Below are 21,597 nucleotides of genomic sequence, written 5' to 3' on the forward strand. Positions count from 1 at the left end.
TGGATTGATAAATCCCACTTGTTCAAGTACAGGAATAATTCCGATACTCTATCCTTTTAACGGCGGAACCCGGGTTGCCTACTACAATGTTCAACATACCTCTCGCAAGCCCATTCTGTATATTTTATCGTACCGGGCTCCCACCTAACCCCAGCTCTCTGAACGCATCAAATATACGTACTCTTCTTGCTCATCGATTTCATCTATTGAAGTTACTTGTGATTATAAATTATATTTTTATATTTGTAAAGCGCACTTTATCTTTTATTATTTTAAAACCTTTTCCTCTAACTCACGTAAAAAACTTTCTCTTTTCCCCTCATTTTGCACATATACTGATTTCAACACTTCTTGGAGCAATATATTTCGTTCCCTCTTTTCTAACTGTAAATCTTTTAACTTCAACCTTACTTCATATAAAAAATCTAAATACGATTCATATGTCTCATCATATTTATTTGCAATATCATCTCGAATTTTTTTTGCGAGCTTCGGGCTCGCTCCCCCAGTAGAAACTGCTATATTAAGTAAACCACGATGAATCGCTGCCGGAAAATGAACATTACCACTTTCCGGATTTGTAATAATATTTACTAATTGATTCTCAGCGGCATCTTCAGCAACTTGTTCATTTAATATTGAATCACTACTCGCTGCAACAACTAAAAAAGCACTTTTAATATCACTTTTTTCATATTCTCTTTGATACCAACGAATTTTCTTTTCTTCCACAAGTTTTACTAAATTCGCATCTAATTCTGGACTTATCACAACTATATCCGCACCCTGTTTGAGTAAAGGAATAATTTTAAATCCTGCAACTTTTCCCCCGCCAATAACAACAACGCGTTTCTCATTAACTCGCACTGTAAGTGGATACATACTGATCTCCTTTCAATAACTCCGTCGTTTTCTGAATTAACATATCTTGAAACGCTTCATTCTTCCCTAAATATGGACTGATTTTTATCTCTTCCACTTCATATTGGCGCACTTCTTTCTCAATATGTTTCATAAGTAAACCTGTAAATAACAAGTAAGGCAGTACAACGATGTTCTTTTCTTTTCGTTCTACAACTTCCTTTAACTTCTCCTCAAATTTTGGCTCTGCAGCCGCTAAATAACAAACTTCTACTTTTTTAACCTTCTCTTTTGTTTGAAATAAAGAAGCAATCCAGTTTATATCTCTTAATACTTCAGGATCACTGCTCCCTCTTGCAACAAGAAGTAACGTCACTTCATTTTTATCTTCCTGTTCGATGCCACTTCCGCTATACACCGATTTAACAAGTGTTTCTGATACACCAAACGGATTACCATAGGTCACTTTAACATCCGAAAATTGATTAGTTAACTTTTCCAATTCAAAAGGGATATCTTTTTTTACATGACCTGCCGCTAATAAAAAAACAGGGATAGCAATAATCTCAGTGGCCCCACGCTTCACACATGTACGAAAACCATCTTCAATAGAAGGATTCGCTAACTCTAAAAAACAAACTTCTTGAATAGTCGCTTCTATACGGCTCATGCATGATGTAATAAATTGAATCGCCTCTTCTTTCGCTGTCTTCAAACGACTTCCATGACATATATATAAGACGGCTTTCATTTTACAACACTCCACTTACTTGATAAGCATTTTCTGTCTGCTTCTCAAACCAATGAATTTTTTCTCTAAAACGGACAACCTCTCCAATTACAATCATACTCGGATTTTGAATTTGCTCTTTTTTCGCAACATCTACAATTGTCCCTAACGTTCCAACAACTGTGCGTTGCATAGACGTCGTCCCCTGCTCAATAATAGCAGCTAGCGTACTTTTATCTTTTCCATGCTTCATAAGTTGCTCACATATGTAGGGCAAATTACTAACCCCCATATATACCGCTAAAGTCTCTACACCTTTCGCTAAACTTTCCCATTTCACTTCTTCTTCAGCACCTTCTTTCCTATGCCCAGTCACAATAGCAAAACTTGCACTTGCATCACGGTGCGTCACTGGAATGCCCGCATAAGCAGGAGCAGCTATTCCAGCTGAAATACCAGGAATGATTTCAAATGGTACACCTTGCTTTGCTAATGCTTCAGCTTCTTCTCCCCCTCTACCAAACACAAATGGATCGCCGCCCTTAAGCCTCGTTACAACTTTTCCTTTTTTCGCATACTTAATAAGAAACGTGTTAATTGTCTCTTGCTTCATCGTGTGATAATTCGGGAGTTTTCCGCAATAAATTAAATCCGCGTCAGGCTTTGCGTATGAAAGCAGCTCTTTATTCACAAGTCGGTCGTATAAAATAACATCTGCCTTCTCAATACATTTCAACCCTTTAACAGTAATTAAATCTGGATCGCCAGGACCCGCTCCAACAATATAAACCTTTCCCATCATCTCTCCTCATTTCTTCTATTAAAATGAAACTTCCATTCGTATATAAGAATGGAAGTTTTTATTTTTTCGTATTACTGATCTCTACTCATGGATAACAAATGCCCCACCTTTTCGAATCTTCTTTTTTTCAAACAAAGAAATCTCTTTTACCTCTGGCAACGGTAAAAAATGCTTTTCAAGCTCAATCTCCGCAAGCTTAAATGCCTGTTCTTCACTTTGAGCAACAACAACAATCGGAACAATACTATTTACTAACACAGCTTCAAATCGATATAAATCCATATCGTCCCTCCTAAGACGCTATTACTTCTTCTAGCACGTTATTTAACGCTATTTGTAATGTATCTACACCAACACGACCTACAAAATCATAAAATGTTTCGGCTGGTAATTTATTCTCTTTGAAATAACTTATAAATGATGCGAGTACATCAGGTAGATCCTCGCCATCTATTTTTCCTTTTAACTTTTGATTGTAGGCACCGCCATCTAACAATGTTCCACCTACGTATATTTCAAACGCTTCAACAATACCTTTTTCCTTCGTTTTCATTTTCACCCCTTGTAACCCAATGTCAGCAATTTGACGTTGACCACATGAATTCGGGCAGCCTACCATATGAATTCGAACTGGAACATCGAGTGCAATTTGTGTATCTAAGTATTCTGCAATTTTTCGTAATCTTTCTTTCGTTTCTACTAGTGCAAGATTACAATATTCAATACCGGTACATGAAACCGCATGACCAATAAATGATTTCGGGCTAGCAGATATCGCTTCAAACAGCGGTTCACTAAGTAATCCTTTTACATTTTCTGGAGGAACGTTCGGAATAATGAAGTTTTGCGAGTTACATGTACGAATTTGTCCATTTCCATATTGCTTTGCGATTCTTGCAATCTCAAACATTTCTTCTGCATGTAAACGACCTACCGGTACATTAAAACCTACATATTTTAATCCCTTTTGTTTTTGGTCTTGAACACCATAAAAATAGCCTGCATTCCATCCTTTGAGTGCACTTTCCCCTTTACTTTGTAAAGGCCCTGTATACTCTATTAGTTTCTCTTTAAATTTCTCTGCTCCCCAGTCCGCAACAAGAAATTTCAACCGAGCTAAATGACGTTTTTCACGATATCCAAAATCACGGAATATAGTAGCAATCGCAATCGCCACCGCCTTCACTTCTTCTGGTAAAACGAATACATCTAATTCATCAGCTAAATACGGTCGAGCTGATAATCCTCCACCTACTTTTATATGAAAACCAACTTTTTTCTCACCATCTATTTCTTTCGTTGCAGGCGTAAATGCAACACAGTTAATTTCTGCGTTTGCTGAATTATAAATATTAGAACTAATAGACATTTTAAATTTACGTGGCAAGTTAGAAAACTCTTCATTATGTTGGAAATAATCATATACTTCTTTTACAATATGCGTTGTATCGAATAGTTCATTTGCATCAATACCAGCAAGCGGATTACCTGTAATATTCCGCGTTATATCACCACAAGCCCCCGCTGAAGATAACCCAACTCTTGCTAATCTTTTAAAAATATCTGGAATTTGCTGAATTTCTAACCAGTGAAACTGAATCGCCTGTCTCGTCGTAATATCTATTACATTACGTCCATAATCTTCAGCGATAGAAGCAAGTACTTCTGCCTGTGCATTTGTAATAATCCCTGACGGAACATTTACCCGCATCATAAAATAACCAGCTTCTTTCGGTCTTTGTAAATACAAGCCTGCCCATTTAAAGGCATCCCACTCTTCTTTCGGAATAGATTCGAAACCATTTTCCGCATAGTAAGGAATATCATTAAAAATTTCTAAGCCATCTTTTTCTAATTTATTTTTCTCGGTCTGATTTAATTTTTCATTGTTAGCCCATACTTTTTCATAACTCATTGTTTATCCCCCTATATAAAACTACGCTCTTGTAAGTACTTCACGATTTGTTCTGCACATTCTTCAATAGAATATTTGTGCGTTTCTACAATTAATTCCGCTTGCTCTGGCTCTTCATAAGGCGAATCAATACCTGTGAAATCCTTAATATCACCTTTTCTTGCCTTTTTATAAAGTCCTTTCGGATCACGTTTCTCACACTCTTCAATCGGACACTTCACAAAAATTTCAATAAATTCATCTGCCGCTAATAAATCTCTTACTTGTTTGCGGTCTACTCGAAATGGTGAAATAAATGCTGTAAGGACAACTGCTCCTTGGTCTACAAATAACTTTGCCACTTCGCCAATACGTCTTATATTTTCCATGCGATCACTTTCAGAAAATCCTAAGTCTTTATTTAAACCGTGGCGAATGTTATCCCCATCCAGCACATAATTTCCAATATTCTTTTCAAACAGTTTACGAGCGACCGCATTCGCTACTGTAGATTTACCCGAAGCTGATAAACCAGTAAACCAAATTACAAAACTATGATGTCCATTCTTCACTCTTCTCTCATCTTTTGAAACCGAAGCTGTATGCCAAGTAATATTCGTATCCATCTCGTTCTCTCCCTATTCTGTTACTACTTCTTTTTTCAAGCCTTTAATTAGCACTTCCACTACTTCTTTACGACTAAATGTACTTGGCGGAATCTCACCGTTTCTTAATAATTCTCTTACTTTCGTACCCGATAAAATAACATGATCTTCTTTTCCGTGCGGACATGTTTTCGTTGAAGCCATCGCTTCACATTTCGTGCAGTAAAAACTATGCTCAAAGAATAGTGGTGTAATTCCTAACTCTTCTATCGTAAAATTTGTGAAGATTTCTTGCGCTTCATACGTTCCGTAATAATCTCCTACTCCAGCATGATCACGCCCTACTATAAAGTGGGTACATCCAAAATTCTTTCTTACTAACGCATGAAATATCGCTTCCCTTGGTCCTGCGTAACGCATGGCAGCAGGAAATACACTTAAAAAGACACGATTTTTCGGATAATAGTTTTGAAGAAGTACTTCATAGCTTTCCATTCTTACATCAGCAGGAATATCATCCGATTTCGTTTCTCCAACGAGCGGATTTAAAAAGAGACCATCTACAATTTCAAGAGCAGATTTTTGAATATACTCATGGGCACGATGTACCGGGTTTCTCGTTTGAAATCCGACCACTGTTTTCCACCCACGTTTTTTAAATGCTTCCCTCGTTTCAATTGGGTCTAAATGATAAGAAGGAAATTGATTATTTTCAAAGCGTTTTGTTAGAATAATAGTTCCTCCAACGTAAACGTTTGGTCGTTCATATAATTTTTTCACTCCTGGATGAGCCTCATCCGTTGTTTTATATACAAGTAACGCTTCTTTTTCTTTATCTGGTACAAAAATATCTTCTATTTGAATGACACCGTATATATTTCCATTGTTGACAAGCTTTACTTCCTCTCCAGCCTTCAGGCTTTCTGCGACTTTTTCTGTTACCGGTAATGTAATCGGTATACTCCACACACTACCATTTGCTAAACGAAGCGTTTCTACAACAGAATCATAATCTTCCTTCCCTAAAAAACCAGTAAGGGGGCTATATCCACCTGTCGCCAATAGTTCTAAATCACTTAACGCAATATTGTCTAATTTAATTTCTTTTTCAATTTGTGATACGTCATATGTCTCATCTATACGGTTTACTAATTCGTTTACTATGCTCATTTTTCTATATCCTCTCTTCGCTTTATTTCAAGATTCATCTTATTGGTAATGAAGACCACATTCAGTTTTCACTTTTCCAGCCCATCTACCATCTCTTGAATCGCCACCATCCCCTACAGGTAACGTACATTTCTCACACCCAATACTTGGATAGCCAACATCATGCAACGGGTTATACGGCAAGCTATGTTTGTATACATATCGCCAAACTTCTTTCCACGTCCAATGAATGAGTGGACAAACTTTAATAGATTGAAAACGATGATCTTGATTTATAAACTTTGTATGCTTACGTGTTTCTGATTGTTCCCTTCTTAAGCCCGATATCCATGCTTTTTCCACGACTAATGATTTTTCTAAAGGTAAAATTTTTCTAATCTTACAACAAAGATTCGGATTGCTCTCCCACAGTTTTTCACCATGCAACTTCGCCTGTTCATCAAGTGTAAGTTCTGGCTGTTTTTCTATAATATTCAATGAAGGAAATCGTTCCCGCACTTTTTGAATTAATTCATACGTTTCTTGAAAATGAACATTTGTATCCAAAAATACAACTTTAGCAGATGGATTTACTTGGTTTATAATGTGCAGCAATACCATACCTTCCACCCCAAAGCTACATGCGTAGACAACCTCATCTTTATATTCTTTATAAGCCCAATTTAATACTGATAACGCACCTTTTGTTTCATCTTCTTCCGAAAACGAAACAACATTTTCTTCCCACGTTTCATACGTCAACATGTTTTTTCCCCCTGTAAAAGCAAAAAGACGGTTTTAACCTAATGAAAATAGGTTAAAACCGCCTCTAGTTTTTCTAGTCAGCGCTTTTCACTTTAAACGTACTTTTTCACTTTTCTCTAACTGAATTACTTTTCCATCTTGCACAACAATTGTAATTGAACCATATTTCATATCAGCAAGCATCGCTTCAATCTTCTCGGATACTTCATCAAAATGTTCCCGTACACTCACGCGAACAGCCCCCCTTTTTATTCATAAAAAAAATCTTTCCCATTTCGAAAAGACTGTTCGGTAATATATTTTACCTTATCTTTCAAAATGGATCCCATTTTGCTGGATTTAGCACCTTGCTTTCTATAAGCAGGTTGCCGAGCTTCTTCGGGCCAGTTCCCTCCGCTTCTCTTGATAAGCTTTGTATTTGTATTTTATCACAATTCTGATTTTTTTCAATCCTAGTTTTCCGATATATTTTAATTATTTTATTTTATAAAAAAGGAATTGTCCATTCGAACAACTCCTTTTCCTATTTAGACAAGCTCTTTAATACGTATGCGATCGTTCCCAATAATATTTTCATATGTTTCGCGTTCCACAACTACTTGCGATGTTCCGCCTTTTGCAAAGACAACGGCTGGTCTTCGAATCCGATTGTAATTATTCGCCATCGAGTACCCGTATGCTCCTGTACAGGAAACTGCTAGTAAATCAGAAGCAGCGACTTTCGGTAAATGAATATCCCAAATCAACATGTCTCCACTCTCACAGCATTTCCCAGCAATCGAAACGAGTTCCTCATTCTCATCATTCCCTCGATTCGCTAACATCGCTTCATAACGCGCACTATATAAAGCAGGTCTTAAATTATCTGTCATTCCACCATCGACTGATACATATTTCCGAATACCAGGAATATCTTTCACAGATCCAACTGTATAAATTGTTGTCCCAGCATCACCTACAATGCTACGGCCTGGCTCAATCCATATTTCTGGCAATGGATATTCACATACAGTAAATTGTTCTCTCACTGCACTTGTTACAGCTCGCACATATGTCTCAAGAGTTAATGGTGTATCTGACTCTGTGTAACGTATTCCAAATCCCCCGCCTACATTTAACACTTTTACTACATAGTTTGTTTGCTCTCTCACTTCTTCTAAAAATTGGCGAAGAACTTCAATTGCTCGAACAAAACCAGCTGTTTCAAATATTTGCGACCCAATATGTGAATGGATCCCTAGCACATTATAATTTGATTTTTGTAAAGCAAATCCAATTGCCTGCATCGCTTGACCGTTTGAAACACCAAATCCAAATTTCGAATCATCTTGACCTGTTGTAATATATTCATGTGTGTGCGCCTCTACTCCAGGCGTTACACGAATTAATATGTTCACAAATTTCCCATGTTGCATCGCTAAATCGTGTAAAACTTCTAATTCAAAGAAATTATCTACGACAAAACAACCGATATTCGCCTGAAGAGCCATCACTATTTCTTCTTCTGTTTTATTATTTCCATGAAAATGAATACGTGATGCCGGAAATCCTGCTTGGAGCGCAGTATATAATTCTCCCCCAGAAACAACGTCTAATGACATACTCTCTTCACGAGCTACTCGGCACATCTCCATGCACAAGAACGCCTTGCTTGCATATGCTACTTGATAAGAGAAACCACTTTCTTTAAAAGCACGATGAAATGCTCGGCATTTTCCTCGAATAGACTCTTCATCGTATACATAAAGTGGTGTTCCGTATTGCTTTGCTAGCTGCGTCGTATCGCACCCTCCAATTTCTAAGTGTCCTTGCCCATTAATTCGGCTTGTGCCGTGTAAATACATTTAAATTCCTCCCTTATTTCCTCTAAAACTCATAACCCCAATCTTCTATTCATTGCAGCACGCTTTTAGATAGACAAAAAACGCGCGGAACAATGTTCACACGCGTTTCTTATTAGGAAAAATATATATTGAAAAAATAAACGAGTTGTTATCTCCTCAAAATAAGAAACCGCATCAACATCTCCAAATAGCTCTCCATAAAATAAATCTTATGACAGTACTACATTTATTCAATGCAGTCCCAATATATGAATAAGATGGTTATTCTTATATTTCGGCAATAGTCCCTTTCAACCTATGATCACAGATTCCATTAAATCTCCCATAGCTTACTCTTTCCTATCGCGGCCTCTACCTTTGAGAGTAGATGAGGTAAGTCTATTTAATTTTCAAACATCTAATTGTTGCTATTAACAATACCAAAGGACCATTTTATTTGTCAAACAATTTTTTATATTGTTTTTTTACAGTTTAGTTTCGTATCATTTGGTAAGCGCTTTACTGAAATCTTTGTCACTTCCCATTCGCCTTCTTCGTTATTAAATGTAATCGTTACCTTCTCAAATGGTGGAGCAATTTTCCCAGCAACACGTTCATACTTTGTCACTTCAATACTTGCTTGAAATAAATATGTACCGCTATACACTTTTTTTAAACTAATAATTTTAGGACATTGATAAGGTTTCAAACTTCCATATTGTTTTTCAATTGCTTTATTTATTTTTGGAAATAAAACAGAATAAAGTGCATCTTCCATAAGAGGTGCATCATATTGGGCTACCGACACACTCGGTGAAGTAAAAAGTATAACACTACTGCATGCTATAAAATATAATAATTTTCGCATTATAACCTCCGTATTATCACGCGATTCTTTCTGCGTACGATAATTATCATACATAGAAATTCTGTTTTATTGTCTCCCACCACTCTTTTTCTACTCGATTATTATAAAAAAGCCCACAACCTTCTTTTATTTTCGTATAATGATACTCATAGTATAATAATCATAATAACAAAGGACTGTTCGTATATATAAAATGAGTCGTTAAGCAAACTGACTCACAAGAACTGTCATGCTTTTTAGGAGAGGAGTATATTATGCTACAACATCTGTTTCCAAAACTGCGATTTGCACTCGTTGCAGTCGTTTTACTATGGATTAAAACATATATTGTGTACAAGCTAGCATTTGATATTAAAATTGATAATTTCTTTGAAGAATTCATGCTTTTTATCAATCCACTAGCTGCGTTACTTTTATTTTTCGGCTTAGCTTTACTTGCATCTAAGCACCGAAACCGAATTATAATTGGAATCAGTTTTATACTGTCATTTATTTTATTTGGAAACGCAATGTTTTATGGGTTCTATAACGATTTCGTTACTTTCCCGGTTTTATTCCAAACAAACAATATGGCTGATTTAGGGACAAGTATAAAAGAACTCTTTACGTACAAAACATTACTTTTATTTGCAGATGCAATTATTTTAATGTTTATTTCACGTAAATTCCCATCATTTGGCGACAAAACACCACTTTCCCGCTCAGAGAAGCGAACTTTCTTTAGCGGTGTAACAGCTTTATTAGCACTACAAATTGTTGTATCAGTTATTTATAAACCACAAATGTTCTCGCGCTCATTTGACCGTCAAACTGTCGTGAAGAATTTAGGTTTATACACATACCATCTATTTGATATTACGCTTCAATCCAAGTCTTCAGCTGAGCGTGTATTTGCAAGTGGGGATGGGTTTTCTGAAATTAAAAACTATACAGACTCAAAAGACAAACAATTTGATAAAAACTTATTTGGAGCTGCAAAAGGTAAAAATGTAATTTTAATTTCAATGGAATCTACACAAAACTTTGTTATTAATAAAAAAATAAATGGAAAAGAAATTACACCATTTTTAAATGAATTTATTAAGGATAGTTTCTATTTCGATAACTTCTATCATCAAACTGGACAAGGCAAAACTTCTGATGCTGAATTTATCGTTGAAAACTCACTTTATCCGCTAGATCGTGGTTCTGTATTCTTTACTCATGCAACAAATGAATACACAGCGACACCAGAACAATTAAAGAAATACGGATATTCTTCTGCCGTCTTCCATTCAAACGATAAAACGTTTTGGAATCGGGATGTAATGTATCCTGCGCTTGGATATGATCGTTATTTTAATTTAAATGATTACGCAGGAACGGAGCAAATGTCTGTCGGTTGGGGATTAAAAGATAAAGAGTTCTTTGAACAATCTATTCCAAAGTTAAAATCTTTACCGCAACCGTTCTATACAAAATTTATTACATTAACAAATCATTTTCCGTTTCTTCTAAATCCGGAAGATCAATATGTTGATGAATTCAACTCGGAAAGTGGTGTTGTAAACCGCTACTTCCCAACTGTTCGTTACACAGATGAAGCTCTTAAATTATTTATTCAACAATTAAAAGAAGAAGGATTATATGATAATTCCGTTATTGTCATTTATGGTGATCATTACGGTATTTCCGAAAACCATAACACAGCTATGGCACAGTTCCTAGGAAAAGATACTATTACACCATTCGATTCTATGCAATTACAACGAGTCCCTCTTATTATTCATGTGCCTGGCCAAGAAGGAAAAGTTGTTTCTAAAGTATCCGGTCAAATTGATATTAAGCCAACGCTCCTTCATTTACTTGGTATTAAAACAAATAAATCCGTTGAATTTGGAACTGACTTATTTATTAAAGAGAAAGACCCGCTTATGGTAATGCGTGATGGTAGCTTTGTTTCTGAAGAGTATGTTTATACAAAAAATATGTGCTACAAAAGAAGTACGGGTGAAGAAGCTGACATGACGCTATGTCAGCCGTATATTGAAAAAGCAAAAACAGAATTAAAATTCTCCGACAAATTAATTTATGGAGATTTATTACGCTTCGATCCTAATAATCGATATAAAACTGGAACGATGACAACGAAATTTGAATAGTAAAGGAAGCAACTTTATACAAGTTGCTTCCTCTTTTTATTTTCACTTAATTTTCAAACCATCCTTCTATGAAATCTTTCACAAATTGGTAATTTCTTTCGTATGAGGAATAAATTTATGGTATGATAAAATAAGTAAACTTTCATACACTAATTAAGAATTTATTACAGAAAGCAAGGGATCAGATTTTGTATAGAGCAGCTATTCCAAACTTATTTACGCTCGGAAATTTATATAGCGGATTTTTATCAATCGGCTATGCATCTTTAGGATATTATAAATCAGCTGCTATTTTAGTACTTATCGGGATGATGTTAGATAGTCTTGATGGTCGTGTTGCTCGTTTATTACGTGTTGATTCACAAATGGGAAAAGAGCTCGACTCGCTTGCAGATGTCGTAACATTTGGTGCAGCACCAGCTGTTTTAATGTATTACACATCTTTCTCAAACTACGGAATCATCGGATTATACATAGCGGGATTATTCCCTCTTTTCGGAGCATATCGTTTAGCACGATTTAATGTAACACCATCTTCTACTTCAATGAAATATTTCACTGGAGTACCGATTACAGCAGCGGGAGGGCTTGTTGCTTTCTTAACATTATTTTCACATACCATTCCAAAAATCGTTCTTATTACCGTATTTGTAACGTTCGCATTTTTAATGGTGAGCCGCATTCGTATCCCAAGTTTAAAAGATGTACCAATTCCACGATATAGCATCATTATTACACTATTTTTAGTTGGAATCATTATTACAATGTATCAAACAGGATTTGGAAATTTTTCTGTTTTCTTATTCATTGCCATTCCACTATATATTTTGTACATGTTATCTCAATTCATTAGACAAAGACCGTCTAAAAAAGCGAATAAAGAAAAATAAGAAAACCTTCCAAGTCCGGAAGGTTTCTTTTTATTTTGTAACTAATACCTTTTGATTTACAGGTGTTACTGGCTCTTCGCCGTTTAATACAGCTAAAATATTTCTGACAGCCATTTCAGCCATCGCATCACGAGTTTCAAATGTTGCATTCCCTACATGTGGAGCAAGTACTACATTCTTTAATTCTTTTAGCTCTTCTGTAATTTTCGGTTCAAATTCAAACACGTCAAGAGCTGCTCCTTCAATTTCATTTGTTTTTAATGCATGAGCAAGTGCTGCTTCATTCATAATTGGTCCACGTGAAGCATTTACAATATACGCTGTTTTCTTCATCATTTTAAACTGCTCTTCATCAATCATATGATGTAATTTTGGATTATAAGCACAGTTAATTGTAATAAAGTCTGCTGTTTGTAATAATTCTTCCAACGTCACATACGTTGCTCCCAGTTCACTTTCAGCTTCAAGCTTACGATTTGGCCCTGTATATAAAACATCCATTCCAAATGCTTTCGCACGTTTTGCAACAGCCTTCCCAATTTCTCCAAGACCTATAATTCCGATTGTCTTACCATGAACTTCTCGTCCTAAGAAAAATAACGGTGCCCATCCGTTAAATCCAGTCGTACGACATAACGTATCCCCTTCAGGAATTCTACGCGCCGCTGCTAAAAGAAGTGCAAATGTTAATTCTGCAGTCGCTTCCGTTGATACTTTCGGTGTATTCGTAACTGCAATTCCTTTTTCGCCCGCATACGTGTAATCAATATTGTCGTAACCAGCACCATAGTTTGCAACAATCTTTAAATGAGGCGCTGCATCAATAACTTCTTTTGGCACCTTTGTCGAAAGTAAACTTAACAATGCATCTTTATCTTTTACACGCTCTGTTAATTCATCTATAGAAATTAACTCCTCTTTATTGTACATTTCTACATTATGATCTTTTAATAGTTCTAATCCAATTTCCGGAATTTTTCCCGCTACTAATATTTTTGCCACTACTAACACCTCTTCTATAGAAAATAAGACATCTCTTATATTTCATTGTAAGAAATCCACATATAAAAACCAAGGAATTTGATTATAGTTTTGAAAATCGACACTTTTCCATGAAAAAAGAGGAGATGCAACTCTCCCCTTTTCTTACGCTTTTTCCTGCGATTCTTTTCCGAGCTTCACATCAATAGTTCCTTCTGCAACCGTATCGCTAATTTGCTCCTCAATAACCGATTGAGATGCAGCATTCGTTTCAGAAGTATAAGCTTGTTGCTGTGCACCTTGTACATTTTGTTTATTTTGTTGTTTCGCCATTTCTTACCCTCCTTTTCATTCTTTCTTATTTTGAACAAAAAGGACCGTTTTCATCAAAAAATTGCGTTTCATTTTGAATTTGTTACTTCTTCTTCAAGCGACCTCATTACTCTTGCTCGCTTCGTAAATGTTGCAACCTGAGTAACACCGTGAGCTCGTAATGTTTGTACATTTTCTTGTACATAATTCCCTAAATCATTTGGGTAATGGGCATCCGAAGAAATCGTAATTGGAACACCATACTTAGCTAATACTTGTAAATATAGTGGACTTGGGCACATTTCACGAACAGGATAACGATAGTATAATCCTGCATTTATTTCTGTTGCCGTATTCGTTTCTACTAACGCACAGGCAATTTCCTCATAATAAGAAAGCTGTTCATTCTCATCCAATCGATAATTAAATACCTTTATATTATCAAGATGAGCGATAATATCAAATAACTCGGTACGAATCGCACTCTCAACTGTTTTAAAAAACATATCATATAATGCGCGTAGGTCATGCACCTCAAAATATTCTTTCGTATCTGGATTATCAAATCCCCAGCCATTTAGAAAATGAACGGAACCAATTACATAATCAAAGTCTCCTAGCGCTAATAATTCTTTTAACTCTCCTTCACAACCAATAAAATAATCCGCTTCAATTCCAAGTTTAAGTGTGACACCTCTTTTCCCCCATCGTTCTTTCGCCTCTTCAATTGCCTTTGTAAAATCATACAGTGAAACTACCCTTACTTGATCCAACCATTCTTTCTGTATACGACCGAGCTTAGAATCACTAATATCTACATATTTTTCATAATATCCTTTTGCTTCATGAAAACGATATAGATGATCAACAATTCCCACTTCTTTTATTCCTTTTCGTACAGCTTCTTCTAAATATAGATCTATCCATTCTGTTGTAAATGGCCCTTCCTTCACACGCTTTTGCAAACGCTCTTGTGTTTTCATAAGCCAATCAATAGAATGTCTTTCTTGAAGCGGTTCATAACATTCCAACGCTTCATTTATTTTAGCAAGCCATCCTATTGAATACGGTCCTTCTTCTAAGTGAAGATGATAATCTACTTTCATATACATTCCCCCTTATAATGTATCTATTTCCCTTCTATCCCCAACTCTCGAAAGCTTTCCATTTCGTTCTTTCACCTCTCGCATGACATCTTCCAATGCAATATTTTTTTCAGCTAATAAAACGAAACAGTGATAAAATACATCAACCATTTCTTTCACTACTTCTTCTTTATCATTATTTTTACATGCGATAATTACTTCAGCACACTCTTCACCAATCTTCTTTAAAATTTTATCTTCTCCTTTTGAAAATAAATAATTTGTATACGATTCAGGAAGTGGGCTTCCCTTTCGTTCTTCAATTGTTTTATACAGCAACTTAAAGGCATTTTCCATATGTATCCCCCTATATAATTTGATAGTGAAAACATGTCTTCTCTCCCGTATGACAAGCAGGTCCTACTTGTTTCACATTCACAACAATTGAATCTTGATCACAATCTAAATATAAAGATTGCACATATTGAACATTCCCTGATGTTTCCCCCTTATTCCATAACGACTGCCTCGAACGAGAATAAAACCATGTTCTTTTCGTCTCTAACGTTTTTTCATATGCTTCTTCATTCATATAAGCTAGCATTAAAACGTCTTTCGTACCTTCTTCGATGACAATTGCCGGTATTAATCCTTTTGAAAAATTAGGTTTCATAACCGCACCTCAATATTTGCATCTCTTAATTTTCGCTTTACACTATGCACTGTCGCCTCACCATAATGAAAGATGGATGCCGCTAACGCTGCATCAACTGTTGTCTTTTGAAAAACTTCTATAATATGATCCGTATGACCACAGCCCCCTGATGCGATGACTGGAATAGAAACACTTTTTGAAATTTCTTCTGTTAAACGAAGGTCATATCCGCTTTTCGTTCCATCTGCATCCATACTCGTTAACAAAATTTCACCTGCCCCAAGTTTAACAACACGATTCGCCCATTCTATGGCATCCATTCCTGTGTCAACTCTTCCGCCGTTGACGTATACGTTCCATTTATCTTCTGCTACTTTTCTAGCGTCAATTGCCACGACAATACATTGTGATCCAAAGTGTTCTGCGCCCTCTTCTATTAGCTTCGGGTTTCGCACTGCCGCTGAGTTTATTGAAACTTTGTCTGCTCCAGCTCTTAGTAAATTGTACATATCTTTCACACTTGAAATCCCCCCGCCAACCGTAAGAGGAATAAATACTTTAGCTGCTGTTTTTTCTACAACATCTATAATCGTTTTTCTTCCTTCATGAGTCGCTGTAATATCTAAAAATACGATTTCATCTGCCCCTGCCACGTTATATGCTTCAGCTATTTCAACCGGATCACCGACATCTTGTAATCCTATAAAATTTACACCCTTTACGACTCGCCCTTCTTTCACATCTAGACATGGAATAATTCGTTTCGCTAACATAACTTCGTTACCTGTAACACTTCTTCTAAATCAATCGTTTTCTCGTAAAGCGCCTTTCCAATTATGACACCATATATATTCATATCATTTAACTTTTTCACATCTTGAATAGATGCCACTCCTCCAGAGGCAATGAGACGAATGCCCACACTTTTTTGAAGTAACGCCAATTGTTCAAAATTTGGCCCTGCAAGCGTCCCGTCTTTCGAAATGTCTGTAAACACAATCGTTTGAACACCTAAACTTTCCATTTGTTTCGCTAAACTAATATAAGAAATTTCAGACAGATCAAGCCAACCTCTCGTTGCTACGAAACCATTTTTCGCATCAATTCCAACAATGATTTTCTCTTTATATAGACGAACTGCTTCCTCTAAAAATGACTTATCATAAAGAGCTGCTGTTCCTAAAATCACTTTTTCTACACCTACTGACAATAACTTCTCCACCGCTACAAGTGAACGAATTCCTCCTCCCACTTGCACAGGAATACGTACCGCCTTGCAGATTTTTTCAATGACGGGCAAATTTAACGACTCGCCAGCAATTGCACCGTCTAAATCAACAATGTGTAGTATTTCCGCTCCAAGCTTTTCAAATATGATTGCCTGCGCTACCGGATCTTCATTCATCACCGTTTCTTTACTAAACTCTCCTTGATAAAGTCTAACGCATCGTCCTTCTTTTAAATCGATAGCTGGGAAGATTTCCATGCTTCTACCACCCCTTGAAAATTTTTTAATATTTGCATGCCAATTTCACCACTTTTTTCTGGATGAAACTGTGCACCAAATACATTTCCTTTCGCTACAAACCCTGGTACTTGCATTCCATAATCACTTACTCCGCATACAATTTCATCTGGACAATCCGCGTAATATGAGTGAACATAATACACGAAAGAACCATCCACTAATCCATTCCAAAGCGGAAATTCTCTTTCCTTCCTTAATTCATTCCATCCCATATGAGGAATTTTATACGAAACTTTTAACTTACGAATTTCCCCTGGTAGTAAACCTAACCCGCTACAATCTTTTAGTTCCTCACTTCGTTCAAATAAAAGCTGCATGCCCAAACATATACCGAGGAGTGGTTTTCCTATATCACAAACCTCTTTTAGTACACACACTAAATCTCTTTCTTCTAATACGTCCATCGCTTTCGGAAATGCACCTACTCCCGGTAAAATCACGCCATCGCTTCTCAATATCTCTTTTTTATTACTCGTTACAATGTACTCTGCGCCAATATATTTTAATGCTTGCTCTACACTGCGAATATTCCCCATTCCATAATCTATAATGGCAATCAATTACAACATCCCTTTCGTTGAATTTACACCAGTAATGTTGGCATTTTTTTCGACCGCTTCTCTAAGCGCTCTACCAAAAGCTTTAAATAATGCTTCAATTTTGTGATGCGTATTACTTCCGTATAGAACGCGCGCATGTAATGTAATATTGGCAGCATGTGCAACTGCTCTAAAAAATTCTTCCGTCAATTCTGTATCAAAATCCCCAAGCTTCGGATTTGTTAATTCCCCTTGAAATACACAATATGAGCGTCCACTTATATCAATTGCGACAAATCCTAAAGATTCATCCATCGGTACATACGCAGAACCGTAACGATTAATTCCCTCTTTGTTTTGCAATGCTTCTTTCAAGCAATTTCCGAGTACAATTCCAACATCTTCAACGGTGTGATGTGCATCGACAAATACATCACCTTCTGCTTCAACTTGCAATCCAAATCTTCCATGTCTAGCAAATAAAGTAAGCATATGATCGAAAAAACCAACCCTCGTTTGAATAGATACATTTGTACTTTCATCAAGCTGCAAACTTAATTTAATTTTTGTTTCTGTCGTCTCACGTACTTGACTGGACTGACGCATTATTGTTCCTCCTCAAACCTTATTTGGATTGCTCTCGCATGTGCATGTAACCCTTCTTTATTTGCAAGCTCTACAATATGATGCTGTACATTTTTTAATGCTTCCTCCGTATAAGAAATAAAACTTGATTTTTTCACGAAATCATCGACTGATAACGGAGAAAAAAATCTTGCCGTTCCGCTCGTTGGTAATACATGATTCGGTCCCGCTAAATAATCCCCGAGCGGTTCAGGTGCATATGACCCAAGGAAAATAGAACCTGCATGTTTCACATAATCTAGAGCATTCATCGGTTCTTTTATATGTAACTCTAAATGTTCTGGAGCAATTTCATTTGATAACTTTAGCGCCTCCTCTAAAGAAGGAACGATAAAGATGGCTCCATTTCTATTTATTGATTCACGTGCAATTTCACTTCTTGGTAACGTTTCTAACTGTCTTTCTACCTCTTTTTCTACTTCTTTAGCTAGTTCTATATTCGTTGTAATACAAATCGCCGTTGCTCTCTCATCATGCTCTGCTTGCGATAATAAATCCGCTGCGATATATTTTGCATTACCTGTTTCATCCGCGACAACTACAATTTCTGATGGACCAGCAATCATATCGATATTTACTATTCCGTATACTTCTCGTTTCGCTAGAGCGACGTACAAATTTCCCGGTCCAACTATTTTATCCACTTTCGGAATCGATTCCGTCCCGTATGCTAAAGCAGCAATTGCTTGTGCGCCACCTATCGTATAAATTTCATCTACTCCCGCAAGATCTGCAGCAGCTAATATATGCGGATCAATTCCTCCTTTCCTCGGCGGTGTTACCATTACAATCTTTTTCACACCTGCGAGTTTCGCCGGCAATACATTCATTAATACTGAAGAAGGATATGAGGCTGTCCCACCCGGTACATATACACCTACATTTTCTAACGGCCGAATGAGTTGCCCTCTAATTACGCCTTTACTTTCACAATCGAATATTGAGTGCTTCTTTTGCTTTTCGTGATACGAAACAATGTTTTTCTTCGCCTCTTTTAAAGCTTCTAAAAATGAATTCGTTACAAACATACTCGCTTGCTGTATTTCTTCTTCACTTACACGAAAATCTTTCATCTCTACACCATCAAACTTTTTTGTATAGAAAGATAAAGCTTCACCTTTCCCTTCCCTTACATTTCTAATGATTTCTCTTACACTTCTTTGAACAGTTTCTTCTATTATATTAGCGTTTTCTCTTAGCACTTTTACTTTAGATAATGCCTCCTTAAAGTCTTCATAAATGATTTTCATTTTAAGTCCTCCTATTTCCTTGATAAGATTTCTTGCTCCATCATATTTACAATACTGAATATTTCGTCTTTTTTAGTTTTTAAGGCTGCCTTATTTACAATCATCCGAGCCGATATAGAGTGCATTTCCTCAAATACAATAAGTCCATTCTCTTGTAATGTTTTTCCTGTTTCAACAATATCTACAATCGCATCTGCCAATCCAAGAAGAGGAGCGATTTCTACAGAACCTTCTATTTTAATAATTTCTACATCCTCTCCCTTATCATGAAAATAAGTAGAAGTAATATGCGGGTATTTCGTAGCAATTCTTTTCTTCCGGTAACTCTTCGGATTATACGTAGGAATAGAAGCAACACAAAACTTACAAATCCCCACTCCTAAATCCAGCATTTCATAAATATCTTTCTCGTTTTCCATTAAAATATCTTTTCCAACGATGCCAATATCAGCTACCCCATGTTCTACATAAGTAGCAACATCAACCGCTTTTACTAAAATAAATGAAACATTTGTATTTTTACTTTGAAATACAAGCTTCCGACCTTTATTTTTGAGCTCGGAACAATCAATTCCAATCTGCTCAAAAAGTGGAATGACATGTTTTTCTAATCTTCCTTTCGTTAACGCAATTTGAATGTTACGCATGAAGCCTCTCCTTCTTTCTGGACTACCCATTTCTCATTCCATACATATTCCACTAAGTATTCATTCTTTGCCTCAACGACCGTTCCTATTTTATTTTTTCTTGCAAATTGAAAGGTATCGCTTAAATTAGAGAATAGAGATAACCAAGCATTTTCCCCATCCTTTCGAAGTAAATTTCGTAGCCTTTCTGCTTCCGCTAATCTATTTAACTCATAATGAATCACAATATCAATTTGATTTCGTTCATATGGTTCTTGCTGCTCTTGCAGCGCCTTCACAATTTGATTTACTTGTACCGCGAGTCCAACAGCTGGCAGCATTTCTCCAAAATTCCCAATTAGCTCATCGTACCTTCCGCCACTAACGATTTCTTCTCCAATTTCATATATATATCCTTTGAAAATAACACCCGTATAGTAATCTAAGTGTTGAATCATGCCCAAATCAATTGATATGTAAGAACCATATCCTAACATTTCAATTGTTTCATACATTTCTTTTACTCTTGCAATTGCCATTTTCATTTCATTACTTGAAGCAAGCTTTTCTGCTTCCTCAATAACTTCTAAATTTCCAAATAGCCTTGGCAATTTCTCAAGTAATCTTACTGTCTCATCGCATCGATCTAATTTCTTTTCTCCGATAAAATTTGAGAGGGCTGCATAATTTTTACTTTCTATATACGTTCTAAGTACCCTTTCTTCTTCATCCTGGATGGAGAGTTTTTTTACAATACATTTATATAACTGTACTTGCCCAATCTCAATTGTAAAAGATTGCACCTTCAACTTTTGAAGTGCTTGAATGACACTTATTACACATTCAATTTCAGCTCTTACATTATCAATCCCGATAACTTCAATACCACTTTGTACGATTTCATTATATTTTCCAGAATGGGATTCATTCGCTCGAAATACATTCCCGCTATACGTCACTTTAAGTGGCGTATCCCATCTCTGTGTTCCAATAACTCTCGCTAAAGGAATTGTCATATCTGGACGTAAAACGATAATCCTTCCCTTTTCATCAAAAAATTTATACATCTTCTCTTCATCTATCGGTCTATTTTGAAATGCAAAAACATCATAAAATTCAATTGTAGGTGTTCTTATTTCCTCATAACCTCTCTCTAAAAAAGTAAGCCTTAATTTTTGTTCTACTTCTTCAATTAACGTACATTCTTCGAATAAATAATCTCTCGTTCCATTCGGGTTTGCTCGTTTCCATTTTGTCATCTAAATTTTCACACCTTTCCCCTTCTAATGTATGCCTATTTCATTCCCCTAAGCCGAAAATAAAAAGAGCCTTGTAGACAAAATACCTACAAGGCTCTTCAGTAGAGTGTAGGTACAACGGGAATAACCCTTGTACCTACACGTTTTCACGCTAGGTTCAAGGGTTTCATGTATGATGATGTAGTTGTG

Annotated in this window: 25 protein-coding genes, 2 riboswitches and 1 other annotated feature (1 of these 28 running past the window's edge); of the genes, 2 read left to right on the plus strand and 23 right to left on the minus strand. The window is 36.2% G+C overall.

Annotated features, from left to right (window positions below; all coding sequences use genetic code 11):
- Positions 1–203, minus strand: a binding site (T-box leader); it reaches 46 nt to the left of the window's first position.
- A gap of 64 nt (positions 204–267) precedes the next feature.
- From DN404_RS09015 to DN404_RS09065, 11 genes are all read right to left on the minus strand, one after another.
- Positions 268–882 carry an NAD(P)-binding protein gene (locus DN404_RS09015; protein WP_000283353.1) on the minus strand — a complete coding sequence of 205 codons (615 nt, stop codon included), beginning with the start codon at positions 880–882 and terminating at the stop codon, positions 268–270.
- Complete coding sequence (locus DN404_RS09020; RefSeq protein WP_000648887.1) at positions 857–1,612, minus strand: sirohydrochlorin chelatase; 756 nt, start codon at positions 1,610–1,612, stop codon at positions 857–859. Before DN404_RS09020 ends, DN404_RS09015 begins: the two co-directional genes overlap by 26 nt.
- Before the next feature lies 1 nt (position 1,613).
- Positions 1,614–2,390, minus strand: a complete 777-nt coding sequence (cobA, locus tag DN404_RS09025) for a uroporphyrinogen-III C-methyltransferase (RefSeq protein ID WP_000521261.1) — start codon at positions 2,388–2,390, stop codon at positions 1,614–1,616.
- A gap of 84 nt (positions 2,391–2,474) precedes the next feature.
- The gene (locus tag DN404_RS09030; RefSeq protein WP_000366914.1) at positions 2,475–2,675 is read right to left on the minus strand and encodes a DUF3906 family protein; all 201 of its coding nucleotides are present in this window, start codon (positions 2,673–2,675) and stop codon (positions 2,475–2,477) included.
- A 10-nt stretch (positions 2,676–2,685) separates the two neighbouring features.
- Positions 2,686–4,308 carry a nitrite/sulfite reductase gene (locus DN404_RS09035; protein WP_016122164.1) on the minus strand — a complete coding sequence of 541 codons (1,623 nt, stop codon included), beginning with the start codon at positions 4,306–4,308 and terminating at the stop codon, positions 2,686–2,688.
- Between the two features lie 11 nt (positions 4,309–4,319).
- Positions 4,320–4,913, minus strand: coding sequence for an adenylyl-sulfate kinase (gene cysC, locus DN404_RS09040; protein ID WP_000380499.1), 594 nt, complete (start codon positions 4,911–4,913; stop codon positions 4,320–4,322).
- A gap of 12 nt (positions 4,914–4,925) precedes the next feature.
- The gene (gene sat / locus DN404_RS09045; protein WP_000029491.1) at positions 4,926–6,062 is read right to left on the minus strand and encodes a sulfate adenylyltransferase; all 1,137 of its coding nucleotides are present in this window, start codon (positions 6,060–6,062) and stop codon (positions 4,926–4,928) included.
- A gap of 39 nt (positions 6,063–6,101) precedes the next feature.
- Positions 6,102–6,806, minus strand: coding sequence for a phosphoadenylyl-sulfate reductase (locus DN404_RS09050; protein WP_000959020.1), 705 nt, complete (start codon positions 6,804–6,806; stop codon positions 6,102–6,104).
- An 87-nt stretch (positions 6,807–6,893) separates the two neighbouring features.
- Entirely contained in the window at positions 6,894–7,037 is a 144-nt protein-coding gene (locus DN404_RS09055; protein WP_000116158.1) for a YezD family protein, read from the minus strand.
- 72 nt (positions 7,038–7,109) lie between these two features.
- Positions 7,110–7,218, minus strand: a riboswitch (SAM riboswitch).
- 115 nt (positions 7,219–7,333) lie between these two features.
- Positions 7,334–8,650 carry a diaminopimelate decarboxylase gene (gene lysA / locus DN404_RS09060; RefSeq protein WP_000280676.1) on the minus strand — a complete coding sequence of 439 codons (1,317 nt, stop codon included), beginning with the start codon at positions 8,648–8,650 and terminating at the stop codon, positions 7,334–7,336.
- Between the two features lie 180 nt (positions 8,651–8,830).
- Positions 8,831–9,012, minus strand: a riboswitch (Lysine riboswitch).
- 89 nt (positions 9,013–9,101) lie between these two features.
- On the minus strand, positions 9,102–9,497 hold the full coding sequence (locus DN404_RS09065) for a DUF3888 domain-containing protein (RefSeq protein WP_001228823.1): 396 nt from the start codon (positions 9,495–9,497) through the stop codon (positions 9,102–9,104).
- Positions 9,498–9,751: 254 nt separating this feature from the next.
- On the opposite strand from DN404_RS09065, the gene DN404_RS09070 reads away from it, so the two are divergent.
- Positions 9,752–11,638, plus strand: coding sequence for an LTA synthase family protein (locus tag DN404_RS09070; RefSeq protein WP_149214981.1), 1,887 nt, complete (start codon positions 9,752–9,754; stop codon positions 11,636–11,638).
- Positions 11,639–11,826: 188 nt separating this feature from the next.
- Positions 11,827–12,528, plus strand: coding sequence for a CDP-diacylglycerol--serine O-phosphatidyltransferase (pssA, locus tag DN404_RS09075; RefSeq protein WP_000285417.1), 702 nt, complete (start codon positions 11,827–11,829; stop codon positions 12,526–12,528).
- A gap of 30 nt (positions 12,529–12,558) precedes the next feature.
- Here pssA and DN404_RS09080 read toward each other — a convergent pair whose 3' ends face one another.
- The 12 genes from DN404_RS09080 to DN404_RS09135 form a co-directional block, all read right to left on the minus strand.
- Positions 12,559–13,530 (minus strand): NAD(P)-dependent oxidoreductase, encoded by a 972-nt coding sequence (locus DN404_RS09080; protein WP_001062858.1) that lies wholly within the window; start codon positions 13,528–13,530, stop codon positions 12,559–12,561.
- 144 nt (positions 13,531–13,674) lie between these two features.
- Positions 13,675–13,842: a YozQ family protein gene (locus DN404_RS09085; protein ID WP_001118878.1), complete on the minus strand. Its 168-nt coding sequence runs from the start codon at positions 13,840–13,842 to the stop codon at positions 13,675–13,677.
- Between the two features lie 68 nt (positions 13,843–13,910).
- Entirely contained in the window at positions 13,911–14,927 is a 1,017-nt protein-coding gene (locus DN404_RS09090; protein WP_000861838.1) for a histidinol phosphate phosphatase domain-containing protein, read from the minus strand.
- 12 nt (positions 14,928–14,939) lie between these two features.
- Complete coding sequence (gene hisE, locus DN404_RS09095; protein WP_000426358.1) at positions 14,940–15,263, minus strand: phosphoribosyl-ATP diphosphatase; 324 nt, start codon at positions 15,261–15,263, stop codon at positions 14,940–14,942.
- Positions 15,264–15,273: 10 nt separating this feature from the next.
- Complete coding sequence (gene hisI / locus DN404_RS09100; RefSeq protein WP_000803955.1) at positions 15,274–15,579, minus strand: phosphoribosyl-AMP cyclohydrolase; 306 nt, start codon at positions 15,577–15,579, stop codon at positions 15,274–15,276.
- Complete coding sequence (hisF, locus tag DN404_RS09105; protein ID WP_000880112.1) at positions 15,576–16,334, minus strand: imidazole glycerol phosphate synthase subunit HisF; 759 nt, start codon at positions 16,332–16,334, stop codon at positions 15,576–15,578. Before hisF ends, hisI begins: the two co-directional genes overlap by 4 nt.
- Positions 16,328–17,047, minus strand: a complete 720-nt coding sequence (hisA, locus tag DN404_RS09110; protein WP_000402296.1) for a 1-(5-phosphoribosyl)-5-[(5-phosphoribosylamino)methylideneamino]imidazole-4-carboxamide isomerase — start codon at positions 17,045–17,047, stop codon at positions 16,328–16,330. The genes hisF and hisA overlap by 7 nt, the downstream gene beginning before the upstream one ends.
- Positions 17,020–17,649, minus strand: a complete 630-nt coding sequence (gene hisH, locus DN404_RS09115; protein WP_000560361.1) for an imidazole glycerol phosphate synthase subunit HisH — start codon at positions 17,647–17,649, stop codon at positions 17,020–17,022. The genes hisA and hisH overlap by 28 nt, the downstream gene beginning before the upstream one ends.
- Positions 17,650–18,234, minus strand: coding sequence for an imidazoleglycerol-phosphate dehydratase HisB (gene hisB, locus DN404_RS09120; protein WP_001249960.1), 585 nt, complete (start codon positions 18,232–18,234; stop codon positions 17,650–17,652). It lies immediately after the preceding gene.
- Positions 18,234–19,523 carry a histidinol dehydrogenase gene (hisD, locus tag DN404_RS09125; RefSeq protein ID WP_149214982.1) on the minus strand — a complete coding sequence of 430 codons (1,290 nt, stop codon included), beginning with the start codon at positions 19,521–19,523 and terminating at the stop codon, positions 18,234–18,236. The genes hisB and hisD overlap by 1 nt, the downstream gene beginning before the upstream one ends.
- Positions 19,524–19,534: 11 nt before the next feature.
- On the minus strand, positions 19,535–20,170 hold the full coding sequence (gene hisG, locus DN404_RS09130; RefSeq protein ID WP_086389299.1) for an ATP phosphoribosyltransferase: 636 nt from the start codon (positions 20,168–20,170) through the stop codon (positions 19,535–19,537).
- On the minus strand, positions 20,146–21,408 hold the full coding sequence (locus tag DN404_RS09135) for an ATP phosphoribosyltransferase regulatory subunit (protein ID WP_086389298.1): 1,263 nt from the start codon (positions 21,406–21,408) through the stop codon (positions 20,146–20,148). The genes hisG and DN404_RS09135 overlap by 25 nt, the downstream gene beginning before the upstream one ends.
- Positions 21,409–21,597 lie beyond the last annotated feature (189 nt).

Origin of the sequence: Bacillus sp. TE8-1 (assembly GCF_008368855.1) — a bacterium.
Lineage (GTDB): Bacteria > Bacillota > Bacilli > Bacillales > Bacillaceae_G > Bacillus_A > Bacillus_A cereus.

Excerpts from the sequence above, each read along its gene's own strand:
- DN404_RS09015 (WP_000283353.1), bottom strand. The coding sequence starts at position 882 with ATGTATCCACTTACAGTGCGAGTTAATGAGAAACGCGTTGTTGTTATT.
- DN404_RS09020 (WP_000648887.1), bottom strand. The coding sequence starts at position 1,612 with ATGAAAGCCGTCTTATATATATGTCATGGAAGTCGTTTGAAGACAGCG.
- cobA (WP_000521261.1), bottom strand. The coding sequence starts at position 2,390 with ATGGGAAAGGTTTATATTGTTGGAGCGGGTCCTGGCGATCCAGATTTA.
- DN404_RS09030 (WP_000366914.1), bottom strand. The coding sequence starts at position 2,675 with ATGGATTTATATCGATTTGAAGCTGTGTTAGTAAATAGTATTGTTCCG.
- DN404_RS09035 (WP_016122164.1), bottom strand. The coding sequence starts at position 4,308 with ATGAGTTATGAAAAAGTATGGGCTAACAATGAAAAATTAAATCAGACC.
- cysC (WP_000380499.1), bottom strand. The coding sequence starts at position 4,913 with ATGGATACGAATATTACTTGGCATACAGCTTCGGTTTCAAAAGATGAG.
- sat (WP_000029491.1), bottom strand. The coding sequence starts at position 6,062 with ATGAGCATAGTAAACGAATTAGTAAACCGTATAGATGAGACATATGAC.
- DN404_RS09050 (WP_000959020.1), bottom strand. The coding sequence starts at position 6,806 with ATGTTGACGTATGAAACGTGGGAAGAAAATGTTGTTTCGTTTTCGGAA.
- lysA (WP_000280676.1), bottom strand. The coding sequence starts at position 8,650 with ATGTATTTACACGGCACAAGCCGAATTAATGGGCAAGGACACTTAGAA.
- DN404_RS09065 (WP_001228823.1), bottom strand. The coding sequence starts at position 9,497 with ATGCGAAAATTATTATATTTTATAGCATGCAGTAGTGTTATACTTTTT.
- DN404_RS09070 (WP_149214981.1), top strand. The coding sequence starts at position 9,752 with ATGCTACAACATCTGTTTCCAAAACTGCGATTTGCACTCGTTGCAGTC.
- DN404_RS09085 (WP_001118878.1), bottom strand. The coding sequence starts at position 13,842 with ATGGCGAAACAACAAAATAAACAAAATGTACAAGGTGCACAGCAACAA.
- DN404_RS09090 (WP_000861838.1), bottom strand. The coding sequence starts at position 14,927 with ATGAAAGTAGATTATCATCTTCACTTAGAAGAAGGACCGTATTCAATA.
- hisE (WP_000426358.1), bottom strand. The coding sequence starts at position 15,263 with ATGGAAAATGCCTTTAAGTTGCTGTATAAAACAATTGAAGAACGAAAG.
- hisI (WP_000803955.1), bottom strand. The coding sequence starts at position 15,579 with ATGAAACCTAATTTTTCAAAAGGATTAATACCGGCAATTGTCATCGAA.
- hisF (WP_000880112.1), bottom strand. The coding sequence starts at position 16,334 with ATGTTAGCGAAACGAATTATTCCATGTCTAGATGTGAAAGAAGGGCGA.
- hisA (WP_000402296.1), bottom strand. The coding sequence starts at position 17,047 with ATGGAAATCTTCCCAGCTATCGATTTAAAAGAAGGACGATGCGTTAGA.
- hisB (WP_001249960.1), bottom strand. The coding sequence starts at position 18,234 with ATGCGTCAGTCCAGTCAAGTACGTGAGACGACAGAAACAAAAATTAAA.
- hisD (WP_149214982.1), bottom strand. The coding sequence starts at position 19,523 with ATGAAAATCATTTATGAAGACTTTAAGGAGGCATTATCTAAAGTAAAA.
- hisG (WP_086389299.1), bottom strand. The coding sequence starts at position 20,170 with ATGCGTAACATTCAAATTGCGTTAACGAAAGGAAGATTAGAAAAACAT.
- DN404_RS09135 (WP_086389298.1), bottom strand. The coding sequence starts at position 21,408 with ATGACAAAATGGAAACGAGCAAACCCGAATGGAACGAGAGATTATTTA.